The sequence below is a fragment of the Pseudomonas sp. GW821-FHT09C09 genome (genome assembly GCF_059418105.1).
Map to the genome: position 1 here is coordinate 37,527 of NZ_JBWKPF010000009.1, position 12,961 is coordinate 50,487.

At 61.0% G+C, this 12,961-nt stretch carries 14 protein-coding genes; all 14 read left to right on the forward strand.

Going from position 1 to position 12,961, the window contains the following annotated elements:
* The first annotated feature begins 2 nt into the window (after positions 1–2).
* Positions 3–1,184, forward strand: coding sequence for an endolytic transglycosylase MltG (gene mltG, locus AC07NR_RS24855; protein WP_423204096.1), 1,182 nt, complete (start codon positions 3–5; stop codon positions 1,182–1,184).
* 19 nt (positions 1,185–1,203) lie between these two features.
* On the forward strand, positions 1,204–1,836 hold the full coding sequence (gene tmk, locus AC07NR_RS24860; protein ID WP_408986873.1) for a dTMP kinase: 633 nt from the start codon (positions 1,204–1,206) through the stop codon (positions 1,834–1,836).
* Positions 1,829–2,812 carry a DNA polymerase III subunit delta' gene (locus AC07NR_RS24865; protein ID WP_423204095.1) on the forward strand — a complete coding sequence of 328 codons (984 nt, stop codon included), beginning with the start codon at positions 1,829–1,831 and terminating at the stop codon, positions 2,810–2,812. Before tmk ends, AC07NR_RS24865 begins: the two co-directional genes overlap by 8 nt.
* A 42-nt stretch (positions 2,813–2,854) precedes the next feature.
* Positions 2,855–3,211, forward strand: coding sequence for a PilZ domain-containing protein (locus tag AC07NR_RS24870; RefSeq protein WP_085710925.1), 357 nt, complete (start codon positions 2,855–2,857; stop codon positions 3,209–3,211).
* A gap of 15 nt (positions 3,212–3,226) precedes the next feature.
* Positions 3,227–4,012, forward strand: coding sequence for a TatD family hydrolase (locus tag AC07NR_RS24875; protein ID WP_085710924.1), 786 nt, complete (start codon positions 3,227–3,229; stop codon positions 4,010–4,012).
* A 341-nt stretch (positions 4,013–4,353) separates the two neighbouring features.
* Positions 4,354–4,992: a TetR/AcrR family transcriptional regulator gene (locus tag AC07NR_RS24880; protein WP_007950805.1), complete on the forward strand. Its 639-nt coding sequence runs from the start codon at positions 4,354–4,356 to the stop codon at positions 4,990–4,992.
* Positions 4,993–5,130: 138 nt separating this feature from the next.
* Positions 5,131–6,099 (forward strand): GTP 3',8-cyclase MoaA, encoded by a 969-nt coding sequence (locus AC07NR_RS24885; RefSeq protein WP_085710923.1) that lies wholly within the window; start codon positions 5,131–5,133, stop codon positions 6,097–6,099.
* Between the two features lie 120 nt (positions 6,100–6,219).
* Entirely contained in the window at positions 6,220–6,825 is a 606-nt protein-coding gene (locus tag AC07NR_RS24890) for a DUF4823 domain-containing protein (protein WP_007950810.1), read from the forward strand.
* Between the two features lie 15 nt (positions 6,826–6,840).
* Complete coding sequence (locus AC07NR_RS24895) at positions 6,841–7,401, forward strand: DUF1285 domain-containing protein (protein ID WP_408986871.1); 561 nt, start codon at positions 6,841–6,843, stop codon at positions 7,399–7,401.
* A 102-nt stretch (positions 7,402–7,503) separates the two neighbouring features.
* Positions 7,504–8,220 (forward strand): FadR/GntR family transcriptional regulator, encoded by a 717-nt coding sequence (locus tag AC07NR_RS24900; RefSeq protein ID WP_495079687.1) that lies wholly within the window; start codon positions 7,504–7,506, stop codon positions 8,218–8,220.
* 25 nt (positions 8,221–8,245) lie between these two features.
* Positions 8,246–9,121, forward strand: coding sequence for an SMP-30/gluconolactonase/LRE family protein (locus AC07NR_RS24905; RefSeq protein WP_495079688.1), 876 nt, complete (start codon positions 8,246–8,248; stop codon positions 9,119–9,121).
* A gap of 270 nt (positions 9,122–9,391) precedes the next feature.
* Entirely contained in the window at positions 9,392–10,210 is an 819-nt protein-coding gene (locus AC07NR_RS24910; RefSeq protein ID WP_408986868.1) for an SDR family oxidoreductase, read from the forward strand.
* Positions 10,211–10,353: 143 nt separating this feature from the next.
* The gene (locus AC07NR_RS24915; protein WP_119429724.1) at positions 10,354–11,358 is read left to right on the forward strand and encodes a substrate-binding domain-containing protein; all 1,005 of its coding nucleotides are present in this window, start codon (positions 10,354–10,356) and stop codon (positions 11,356–11,358) included.
* Positions 11,359–11,414: 56 nt separating this feature from the next.
* On the forward strand, positions 11,415–12,956 hold the full coding sequence (gene araG, locus AC07NR_RS24920) for an L-arabinose ABC transporter ATP-binding protein AraG (RefSeq protein WP_495079689.1): 1,542 nt from the start codon (positions 11,415–11,417) through the stop codon (positions 12,954–12,956).
* Positions 12,957–12,961 lie beyond the last annotated feature (5 nt).

Below are 12,961 nucleotides of genomic sequence, written 5' to 3' on the forward strand. Positions count from 1 at the left end.
TCGTGAGACGTAAACTTTTGCTGCTGCTGGAAACCGGACTGGTTCTGGCAGGGCTGCTGCTGGGCGCCAGCGCCTGGAAGATTCATTCGGCACTGGAACAGCCCCTGAACATTACGCAGGAAGAACTGCTGGATGTGCCCAAGGGATCCACGCCAACCCGCACTATTCTCGGCCTTGAAGCCGATGGCGTGATCAAGGATGCATTCTGGCTACGCATTTACTGGCGCTTCAATCTGTCCGGCACCCCGATCCACACGGGCGAGTACCGCATGCAGCCGGGCATGACCGTCAAGGGCCTGATCGATCTGTGGAAGCGTGGTGAAGTGGTTCAGTACAGCCTGACCCTGGTCGAGGGCTGGAACTTCCATCAGGTGCGCGCCGCACTGGCGAAAGATGAAAAGATCGAGCAGACCCTGACCGGCCTGAGCGACAGCGATGTGATGAGCAAAATCGGCCACAAGGGCGTGTTTCCCGAAGGTCGATTCTTCCCCGATACCTACCGTTTCGTGCGCGGGGCCTCCGATACCGAACTGCTGAAAAAGGCGTTCGATCGCCTCGACGAAGTATTGGCCAAGGAATGGGAAAGCCGTTCCACCGATGCGCCGTACACCGAGCCTTACCAGGCGCTGATCATGGCGTCGCTGGTGGAAAAGGAAACCGGGGTTCCCCAGGAACGTGGCCAGATTGCCGGCGTGTTCGTGCGCCGTATGGCGCTGGGCATGCAACTGCAGACCGACCCGACCGTGATCTATGGCCTGGGTGATCGCTACAACGGCAAGTTGACCCGTGCGCATCTCAAGGAAGCCACGCCGTACAACACTTATGTGATTCCGGGGCTGCCGCCGACGCCGATTGCGATGGTCGGGCGCGAGGCGATTCACGCTGCGTTGAACCCGGTGGAAGGCACCAGCCTCTACTTTGTTGCCCGGGGCGATGGCAGCCATGTGTTCTCCGATGACCTTGATGCGCACAACAGTGCGGTGCGTGAGTTCCAGCTCAAGCGGCGCGCGGATTACCGCTCGAGCCCGGCGCCGGCATCGACGCCGGAAGCCGCTCCGGCAACTGGCGAAGCCGTTCCTGCCGCATCACCCGACACTGCGCCCGAGTCGTTGCCGCCGGTTCCTGCCCAGGAGCCCGCACCGACGCCGGAAACCGAAGCGGTCGCACCGCAAAACGCGCAATGACTTTGATTAAGGACTGCCTGTGACTGGCTTGTTTATTACCCTGGAAGGCCCGGAAGGCGCCGGCAAAAGCACCAACCGCGAATACCTCGCCGAGCGCCTGCGCGCCGCCGGTATCGAAGTGGTGCTGACCCGTGAGCCCGGCGGTACGCCGCTGGCCGAGCGCATTCGCGAAGTGTTGCTGGCCCCGGTCGATGAAGTGATGAACCCGGACACCGAGTTGCTGCTGGTGTTCGCCGCCCGTGCCCAGCATCTGGCTGAAGTCATTCGCCCGGCACTGGCCCGTGGCGCGGTGGTGCTGTGTGACCGTTTCACCGATTCGACTTACGCCTATCAGGGCGGTGGTCGTGGCTTGTCGCTGGAGCGTATCGCGGCGCTGGAAACTTTCGTTCAGGGCGACCTGCGCCCTGACCTGACGCTGATTTTCGATCTGCCGGTGGAAATCGGCCTGGCCCGTGCCAGCGCTCGCGGTCGACTGGATCGTTTCGAGCTGGAAGGCCGGGCGTTTTTCGAGGCCGTGCGCAGTGCGTTCCTCAAGCGTGCCGAGGCGGATCCCGCGCGTTACGTGCGGATCGACGCCGGCCAGCCGCTGACACAGGTCCAGCAATCGCTGGATGGCTTGCTTCCGCGCTTGCTGGAGCTGAGCCGTGGCTGAGGCCTATCCGTGGCAGGACAGCCTCTGGCAGCAACTGGCCGGTCGCACTCAGCACGCCCACGCGTATCTGCTGCACGGCCCGGCCGGGATCGGCAAACGCGCGCTGGCCGAGCGGCTGATGGCCAGCCTGCTGTGCCAGCGTCCGACGCCTGAAGCCTGCGGCGAGTGCAAATCCTGTCTGCTGCTCAGGGCCGGCAGCCACCCGGACAATTACATCCTCGAACCGGAAGAAGCGGACAAGGCGATCAAGGTCGACCAGGTGCGCGATCTGGTCGGTTTCGTGGTGCAGACCGCGCAACTGGGCGGTCGCAAGGTGGTGCTGATCGAGCCGGTGGAGTCGATGAACATCAACGCCGCCAACGCCTTGCTCAAGAGCCTTGAAGAGCCGTCGGGCGATACCGTGCTGTTGCTGGTCAGTCACCAGCCGAGCCGTTTGTTGCCGACGATCAAGAGCCGCTGCGTGCAGCAGGCCTGTCCGCTGCCGAGCGAGACCATGAGCCTGCAATGGCTGGCTCAGGCATTGCCGGAATGTTCCGAAGACGAACGGGTCGAACTGTTGACCCTGGCCGCTGGCTCGCCGTTGGCAGCCGTCACGTTGCAGGGGCAGGGCGTGCGCGAACAGCGGGCGCAGGTGGTCGAAGGCGTGAAGAAGCTGCTCAAGCAGCAGCAATCGCCGACGCAACTGGCCGAGGAGTGGAAAAACATCCCGATGCTGCGTCTGTTCGACTGGTTCTGCGACTGGTCGAGCCTGATCCTGCGCTATCAATTGACCCAGGATGAGGCGGGCCTCGGTCTGACCGACATGCGCAAGGTCGTGCAGTACCTGGCGCAGAAAAGCGCCCAGGGCAAAGTCCTCGATATCCAGGACTGGATTCTCGCCCAGCGCCAGAAAGTCCTGAGCAAGGCCAACCTCAATGCGGCATTGCTGCTGGAAGCGTTGTTGGTGCAATGGGCGAGTCTGCCTGGCCAAAGATAAGAATGTGTACCTAGACTCTGAATATCAGCAGTGGAGGTCAACATGAATGAACCCGTCAGCCCGGGGCCGCGCAACGGCATCTTGTCCCTGACCATCAAGGACAAGTCTGTCCTTTACGCCGCTTACATGCCGTTCATCAGGAACGGTGGCTTGTTCATCCCGACCAACAAGAGCTACAAGTTGGGCGACGAGGTGTTCATGCTGCTGCACCTGATGGACGAGGCGGAGAAGATTCCGGTGGCCGGCAAAGTGGCCTGGATCACCCCCAAAGGCGCCCAGGGCAATCGCGCTGCCGGCGTCGGCGTGCAATTCAACGATGGCGACAACACCGCGCGCAGTCGCATCGAAACTCATCTGGCCGGAGCCCTTAAGTCCGACCGTCCCACTCATACGATGTAAGTTGCAGTCCTTTTTATGCTCGTAGATTCCCATTGTCACCTTGATCGCCTCGACCTTGCCGCTCACGACGGTTCCCTGGATGCCGCGCTGGATGCAGCCCGCCAACGCGGCGTAGGGCATTTCCTGTGCATCGGCGTCAGTGCCGACAACGCGGCCGATGTCAAAGCGCTGGCCGAGCGTTACGACGATGTCGATTGTTCGGTCGGCGTGCATCCGCTGGATGTGCAGCCGGGCGCGGCGCCGGCACTGGACTGGCTGCTGCATGAGCTCAATCACCCGAAAGTGGTGGCGATCGGCGAAACCGGTCTGGACTACCACTACGAGCCGGAAGCCGCCGAGTTGCAGCAGGAGTCGTTCCGTCTGCACCTGCAAGCCGCGCAACAGACCGGCAAACCGGTGATCATCCACACCCGTGGTGCCCGTGCCGACACGCTTGAATTGTTGCGCGAAGCCGCGCTGCCCCAGGCCGGTGTGCTGCATTGCTTCACCGAAGACTGGGACATGGCCAAGGCAGCGCTGGACATGGGTTATTACATCTCTCTGTCGGGTATCGTCACCTTCCGCAATGCCGATGCGCTGCGCGATGTGGCAAGCAAGGTGCCGGCCGATCGTCTGCTGGTGGAAACCGATTCTCCGTACCTGGCGCCGATCCCGTATCGCGGCAAGCCGAACCTGCCGCAATACGTGCGGGAAGTGGCAGAGTTTCTGGCGATGCTGCGGGGCGAGAATTACGAGCGCTTTGCCGAGCAGACCACCGAGAACTTCAAGCGACTGTTTCCGCTGGCGCACGTAAAAGCCTGAATCGCAGGCAAAAAAAACCCGGGTTCTGGGGGGTGAATCCGGGTTAAGACCATTAGGAGTAAAACAAAGGCACGCGGTCCCTTGGTACCTTTACCGGCGCGACACTTGGGGGAGATGTCGCCCGACAGTTCAAGTATTGATCAGTCTGGCGTTCAGTCCAGTTGGCCGGTCGGGGTTTTTAAACAAATTTGGAATACGTTCGCTTCGGTTATGTTCTCATTCCCCCCGAAACGTTCGTGAAATGAACAAGAAACACAGATATGGTCGGATGATCCGTGCATTTTTGCGCAAGTTAGGCATAATACGCGGCTTCGAATTTTGACCCCTACAGACCTTTTCTTATGCACAAAGAACCTCGTAAGGTCCGTGAGTTTCGTCGCCGCGAGCAAGAAATTCTCGATACCGCGCTCAAGCTGTTCCTCGAACAAGGTGAAGACAGTGTCACCGTCGAGATGATTGCTGATGCCGTGGGTATCGGCAAAGGCACGATCTACAAGCACTTCAAGTCCAAGGCCGAAATCTATCTGCGCCTGATGCTCGATTACGAGCGCGACTTGAACGAGCTGTTGCATTCGGCCGATGTCGACAAGGACAAGGAAGCCCTGTCCCGTGCCTACTTTGAATTCCGCATGCGCGACCCGCAGCGCTATCGCCTGTTCGATCGCCTGGAAGAGAAGGTGGTCAAGGGCAATCAGGTGCCTGAGATGGTCGAGGAGCTGCACAAGATCCGTGCCTCGAACTTCGAACGCCTGACCCTGCTCATCAAGGGCCGCATCAGCGAAGGCAAGCTTGAAGACGTGCCGCCGTACTTCCATTACTGCGCATCCTGGGCGCTGGTGCACGGCGCGGTGGCGCTGTATCACTCGCCGTTCTGGAGCAATGTGCTGGAAGATCAGGAAGGTTTCTTCCAGTTCCTGATGGATATCGGCGTGCGCATGGGCAACAAGCGCAAGCGCGACCCTGAAACCCCAAGCAGCTGAATCATTCAGTCGCCTTATGCGCCGTGTTTTTCGCTACATGGCGCAGTACCGCAGGAATATACTCAGGCATAGGGCTTGCTAAAACTTGAATTGTGAGTCAAGTTTTAGCCGCTCGATTTTCCATCGCCGGAGTGCTTCATGATCGTTGACCGTCAAGGCAGGCGTTTTCGCAATTTGCGGATCAGTCTGACTTCAGCCTGCAATTACGCCTGTACCTACTGCGTGCCCAACGGCAAGCGGCTGGTGGCTGCGCAGGATGAACTGTCGGCCGAGGCCATGGCACGCGGCGTTGCCTATCTGATCGAAGCCGCCGGCATCGAACGCCTGCGCATCACTGGCGGCGAGCCGCTGGTCAGCCCCAAGCTCGAATCCTTCATGAGCGCCGTCGGCAAGATGGGGCTGGAAGACATCAGCCTGACCACCAACGGCCAGTTGCTCGCAAAAAAACTGCCGTTGCTGGTGGATGCCGGTATACGCCGGATCAACGTTTCCCTCGATACCCTGGACGCCGGTGCGTTCCGCAGCATTGCCCGTGGCGGCGATCTGGCAACGGTGCTCGACGGCATGGATCGGGCCAAAGCGGCGGGCATGAAGATCAAGGTCAACATGGTGCCGTTGCGCGGGCAGAACCTAGACCAGGTCATGCCGTTGCTCGATTATTGCCTTGAGCATGGCTACGAGCTGCGTTTCATCGAGCTGATGCGCATGGGTCACCTGGCCAAGGACTCCAACGCTTTCCTGCAGCAGTTCGTCAGCCTGCAACAACTGCTGGAACTGATCGGCGAGCGTTACGAGTACGCGCAAACCGACGCGCCGGTGGACGCCACGGCTGTTCGCTACGCGATTCCCGGCCTGGGCACCTTCGGCGTGATCGCCAACGAAAGCGTGCCGTTCTGCCGTACCTGTTCGCGCCTGCGCCTGTCGTCCACCGGATGGCTGCATGGCTGCCTGTCGTCGAGCAACCGCCACTATGTCGGTGACCTGCTCGACAAGCCGCGCCACGAGGCGCTGCCGGCGTTGCAACGATTGCTGGTCAAGGCGCTGGGCGACAAGCAGGAAGTCGCGTTCTCCGGCGGCGCAACCGTCATGAAGATCATCGGCGGCTAAACCCCTCGCCACATAAGCTTTATTTCAAAGCGGATACCTGCACATTTCCACGGACTGGCGCAAAAGCTGCATCCTACGGCCATTCGCCGGTTTTCCGTCACCGGCTTCTGGAGGATTAGGATGCGTAGCCTGGTTTTGCTGCTGGCCGTTTTGGCGCTGGGCGGCTGTATGACTGTCAGTGACATGGCCGAAGGGACTCGCTACCAGATGAGCGACGCGGGTCTGCTGGATCACAGCGACAGTCGCCGCGTAAACAATTTCCGCATTCAGCCGGATTCGTTCATCTACATCGCGCAAGGCTCGTTCGCGCCGCCGGGTGGTTCTTACCCGCGTCCCAACGTGGTGGCCGAAGAGGCCTTCAAAGGCTTCGTCGAATACTTCCCGATGGTCCGCCGCGCCCGTGCGCCGGAAGGCCTCGATCAGGCGATGGGCGAAGCCCGCGACGCCGGTGCTCATTACCTCCTGTACACCCGCTTCGCCAAGGCTGACGACCGCATCGGCAACTCCGATGAGTGGCTGGATCAGGAAGCCGTGGATCGCCTCGGTATCGACGGCGGCGTGATTCAGATCATGTTGATCGAGACCAGCACCCAGTATTTGATTGATACTGCACGGATCAAGAGTCGTGGCGGTTTACTGACGTTCCACGACAACAAGCCCGAAGACCTGATCGGCCCACCGCTGGCGCAATATGCACGCAGCCTGCTGGGCGTCGGGGACCAGTAATCCAAGGAGTACGCCATGAGTGGCCCGCAAAAAGCCAATGACCTGCTGGGGCAAATCCCCAAAACCAAAGGCTTGCCGCCGGTGCACTTGTGGAACCCGGACTTCTGCGGCGACATCGACATGCGCATCGCCCGCGACGGCACCTGGTATTACCTGGGTACGCCGATCGGGCGCAAGCCGATGGTCAAGCTGTTCTCCACCATCATCCGCCGCGATGGCGATGATTACTTCCTGATCACTCCGGTGGAGAAGGTCGGGATCAAGGTCGACGATGCGCCCTTCGTGGCGATTGCCGTCGAGGTGGAAGGCGAGGGTGAGGCGCAAGTGCTGCGCTTTACCACCAACGTCGATGAAACCACCGAGGCCGGCGCGGAACATCCGATCCGCGTCGAGATCGACCCGGTTACTCAAGAACCTGCCCCCTACGTGCATGTACGCACCAACCTCGAAGCGCTGATCCATCGCAACGTGTTCTACCAATTGGTTGAACTGGCAGTCAGCCGAGAAATCGATGGCCAGCGCTGGCTCGGCGTCTGGAGCGGTGGCGAGTTCTTCCCCATCGGCCTCGAACCTTAAAAAGCCGCAGTCTGTGAAAGCAGGCTGCGGTTTTTTTGTCGTTGACTCTCAATCATATGATGATTAGCTTGGGCAACCACAGCGAACGGCTTCGAGGTGTCCATGTCGAGCAGTTTTCACGCATCAACGGTTGACTGGCTGGGCGCCTGGATTGCCGCCGGTCAGGTGAAACCGGGGCAGGCGATCAAGGTCGAGGCCGAGCTGGGCGAACAGCTCGGGGTCAGTCGCACCGTGATCCGCGAAGCCATCAAGACCCTCGTCGCCAAAGGGATGCTTGAAGTCGGGCCGAAAGTCGGCACCCGGGTGTTGCCGATCAAGCGCTGGAATCTGTTCGATCCGCAAGTCGTCGGCTGGCTGTCACGTAGCGGCTTGCCGGAAAACTTCGTCGATGACCTGCTCGATCTGCGCCGCACCATCGAACCGATGGCGGTGCGCTGGGCCTGCGAGCGGGCCACCGTCGAACAGGTGCAAGCCATTCAGCAGGCCTACAACGCCCTGGAACGGGCCGCGCACAGCGGCATCGATTACAACCGCGCCGACCAGTTTTTCCACGAGTGCATTCTCGCCGCCAGTCACAATCAATTCATTGAGCAAATGGTGCCGGCCCTCGGTGCGCTGCTCGCGGTGTCCTTCGAAGTGTCCGCAGCCGACCCCGACGAATTGCGTCGCACGCTGCCCATCCACAAAGACATGGCCGACGCCATCGCCGCCCGGGATGCCGCGCGGGGGGTGTGGGCCTGCATGACCCTGATCGACAATGCCGACCTGGCCATCAAGCGGTTCTACCCTCAGGTGATGGCCGACAAGAAAGCCAGCTGACAAAAACAACAAGACAGGAGGTTGCATGACGTGGACTGCGGTGACAGAGCATCGGGCGCAACTGGGCGAAGGCCCGTTCTGGGATGCGCCGACCCAGGCGCTGTACTGGGTGGACATCGCCGGCAAGCAGGCGCTGCGGCTGATCGGGCAGAACGTGCAGATCTGGCAGATGCCGGAGCACGTCTCGGCGTTCATCCCCTGTGCCAGCGGTGACGCGCTGGTGACCCTGAGCAGCGGCGTCTACCGGCTGGATCTGGACTCCCCCGGACTCGAACCACGGTTGACTCTGTTCTGCGTCGCCGACCCGCAACCGGGCAACCGGGCCAACGAAGCACGTTGCGATGGCCAGGGCCGCTTGTGGCTCGGCACCATGCAAAACAACATCGGCGAGCAGGGCGAGGATCTGCCGATCACCCGTCGCTCCGGCGGGCTGTTCCGGGTTGATCCGGATAAACGCGTCACGCCATTGCTGCGGGGCCTGGGCATTCCCAACACGCTGCTCTGGAGCGACGACGGCACCACGCTGCTGTTCGGCGACAGCCTCGACGGCACCTTGTACCGCTATTTCATTCACACCGACGGCAACCTCGACACCGCCCAGCCCTGGTACAGCGCCGATCAGCACGGCGGCCCGGACGGTTCGGCGATGGACGCCGAGGGATACATCTGGAACGCCCGCTGGGACGGCAGCTGCCTGCTGCGCCTGACGCCGGAGGGCCGGATCGACCGCAAGATCGATCTGCCGATCAGCCGCCCCACCAGTTGCGTATTCGGCGGCGCAGACCTGAAAACCCTGTACATCACCAGCGCCAAAAGTCCGCTGAACCACCCGCTGGACGGAGCCGTGCTGTCGCTACGAGTGGACGTCACCGGAAAGCTCTGTACACGCTTTGCTGATTAAATCCCAAAATATGGGATGCAAAATTATATATTGAGATTATTTGGCGGTCGGGTTTATAGTCGGCTCCAGCAGTAACACGCACTCACACTTAAAAAGAACAAAACAGGTGAAGTGATGCAGCGAATCTCTATCGCACTCCCCAGCGGAGTCAGTGTTCCGCAACGGCCCGATGCCGTCAGCGGCGCTTGCCTGTTTCGTTCAAAAAGCCTTCCAGACCGGACATCGTCAGATGCCCGGTTTTTTTATGCTTTCGAACAGGAGTCCTGATTCATGGCTGAACCCCTTTCCTTGCCACCGGTACCCGAGCCACCCAAAGGCGAGCGTCTGAAAAACAAGGTTGTGTTGCTGACCGGCGCCGCTCAAGGCATCGGCGAAGCAATCGTCGCGACCTTCGCCTCGCAGCAGGCCAAACTGGTGATCAGCGATATCCAGGCTGAAAAGGTCGAGAAGGTCGCTGCCCACTGGCGCGATCAGGGCGCCGATGTACAAGCGATCAAGGCCGACGTATCGCGTCAGCAGGATCTTCACGCCATGGCCAAACTGGCCATCGAGCTGCACGGACGCATCGACGTGCTGGTCAACTGCGCCGGGGTCAACGTGTTCCGCGATCCGCTGCAAATGACCGAAGAAGACTGGCACCGCTGCTTCGCCATCGACCTCGACGGCGCCTGGTATGGCTGCAAGGCCGTGTTGCCGCAGATGATCGAGCAGGGTATCGGCAGCATCATCAATATTGCCTCGACCCATTCCACGAACATCATTCCCGGTTGCTTCCCGTATCCGGTGGCCAAGCACGGTTTGCTCGGGCTGACCCGCGCACTGGGCATCGAGTACGCGCCGAAAGGCATTCGCGTCAACGCCATCGCCCCGGGCTACATCGAGACCCAGCTCAACGTCGATTACTGGAACGGTTTCGCCGACCCGCACGCAGAACGCCAGCGCGCCTTCGATCTGCATCCACCGAAACGCATCGGTCAGCCGATCGAAGTGGCGATGACCGCCGTGTTCCTGGCCAGCGATGAAGCGCCGTTCATCAATGCCTCGTGCATCACCATCGATGGTGGTCGCTCGGTGATGTACCACGACTGAAAATCTGGATTCCAGGTGGCAAGCTCCGCCTGAAATCCAATCATCATACGATATGACTATTGTCGTCATGATTTGCGGGAAACGCTTCGACCGCTTCAACGCTTTTCAAATAACGCTCAAGAAAAATAACAAGGAGTCTGCTTATGAAACGTCGTTTCGGGATTCGTACCCTGTGCAGTGCCGCGCTGGCGGTCACTGCGTTCAGCCTGAGCGGTTCGCTGCTGGCCGCCGATCCGGTGAAGATCGGTTTTCTGGTCAAGCAGGCCGAAGAGCCGTGGTTCCAGACTGAATGGGCCTTCGCCGAGAAAGCTGCCAAGGACAAAGGCTTCGAGCTGATCAAGATCGCCGTGCCGGACGGCGAGAAAACCCTTTCGGCCATCGACAGCCTTGCGGCCAACGGTGCCAAGGGTTTCGTGATTTGCCCACCGGACGTGTCCCTCGGCCCCGCGATCATGGCCAAGGCCAAGCTCAATGACCTGAAAGTGATTGCCGTGGACGACCGTTTCGTCGACGCCAACGGCAAGTTCATGGAAGAGGTGCCGTACCTCGGCATGGCCGCGTTCGAAGTCGGCCAGAAGCAAGGCGCCGCCATGGCTGCCGAGGCGAAAAAGCGTAACTGGGACTGGAAAGACACCTACGCGGTGGTCAACACCTACAACGAACTCGACACCGGCAAGAAGCGCACCGACGGCTCGATGAAAGCGCTCGAAGACGCCGGCCTGCCGAAAGAGCACATCCTGACCGCCGCCCTGAAAACCCTCGACGTACCGGGCAGCATGGACGCCACCAACTCGGCGCTGGTCAAGCTGCCGGGCGCGGCGAAGAACCTGATCATCGGCGGCATGAACGACAACACCGTGCTGGGCGGCGTGCGCGCCACCGAAGCCGCCGGGTTCGCCGCCGCCAACGTAATCGGCATCGGTATCAACGGCACCGATGCGATCGGCGAGCTGAAAAAGCCCAACAGTGGCTTCTACGGTTCGATGCTGCCGAGCCCGCACATCGAGGGCTACAAGACTGCCGAGATGATGTACGAGTGGGTCACCACCGGCAAAGAACCGCCGAAGTACACCGCGATGGACGACGTCACCCTGATCACCCGCGACAACTTCAAGCAGGAGCTGGAAAAGATCGGCCTGTGGAACTGACGGCAGCGTCGGCCCGGGCAGCCGGGCCGCTTGAACGGTGTGATGAGGTGGCTTAAATGCACGCGCAAGTACAGACACAACAACACGGTGCCGGCAGCCTGCACTTCAAAGGGATCGGCAAGACCTTTCCCGGCGTGAAGGCGCTGGACGGCATCAGCTTCGTCGCCCATCCCGGGCAGGTACACGCCCTGATGGGCGAGAACGGCGCCGGCAAATCGACCCTGCTGAAAATCCTCGGCGGCGCCTACATTCCCAGCAGTGGCGAGTTGCAGATCGGTGAGCGGACGATGGCCTTCAAGTCCACCGCCGACAGCATCGGCAGCGGCGTGGCGGTGATTCACCAGGAGCTGCATCTGGTGCCGGAAATGACCGTGGCCGAGAACCTGTTCCTCGGTCACCTGCCGGCCAGTTTCGGCCTGGTCAATCGCGGCGCACTGCGCCAGCAAGCTCTGGCCTGCCTCAAGGGCCTGGCCGATGAAATCGATCCGCAGACCAAAGTCGGGCGACTGTCCCTCGGCCAGCGGCAACTGGTGGAAATCGCCAAGGCGCTGTCCCGTGGCGCCCATGTGATTGCCTTTGACGAACCGACCAGCAGCCTCTCGGCGCGGGAAATCGACCGCTTGATGGCGATCATCGGTCGGTTGCGCGACGAGGGCAAAGTGGTGCTCTACGTTTCCCATCGCATGGAAGAGGTGTTCCGCATCTGCGACGCGGTGACGGTGTTCAAGGACGGTCGCTACGTGCGCACGTTCGAAGACATGAGCCAGCTGACCCACGATCAGTTGGTGACCTGCATGGTCGGGCGCGACATTCAGGACATCTACGATTATCGCGGTCGCCCCCGTGGTGCCGTGGCGCTGAGAGTCGATGGATTGCTCGGCCCGGGGCTGCGTGAGCCGATCAGTTTCGATGCGCACAAAGGCGAGATTCTGGGGCTGTTCGGACTGGTCGGGGCCGGGCGCACCGAGCTGTTTCGGCTGCTCAGCGGACTGGAGCGAAACACCGCCGGGCGCCTGGAATTGCGCGGCCACGAACTGAAATTGCGTTCGCCCCGGGATGCGATTGCCGCCGGGATTCTGCTGTGCCCGGAGGATCGCAAGAAGGAAGGCATCATTCCGCTGGCCAGTGTCGCCGAGAACATCAACATCAGTGCACGCGGCGCCAATTCCGGGCTCGGTTGCCTGCTGCGCGGGATGTGGGAAAAGGGCAACGCCGACAAACAGATCAAGGCCCTGAAAGTGAAAACCCCGCACGCCGGGCAGCAGATCAAGTTCCTCTCCGGCGGCAACCAGCAGAAGGCGATTCTCGGACGCTGGCTGTCGATGCCGATGAAAGTCCTGCTGCTCGACGAGCCGACCCGGGGCATCGACATCGGCGCCAAGGCCGAGATCTACCAGATCATCCATAACCTGGCCGCCGACGGCATTTCGGTGATCGTGGTGTCCAGCGATCTGATGGAAGTGATGGGCATTTCCGACCGCATTCTGGTGCTGTGCGAGGGCGCCCTGCGTGGCGAAGTCAGCCGCGACCAGGCCAACGAATCCAACCTGCTGCAACTGGCTTTGCCGCGCCATCGCGCCAGCGGCGCGGCGAACTGAGAGGT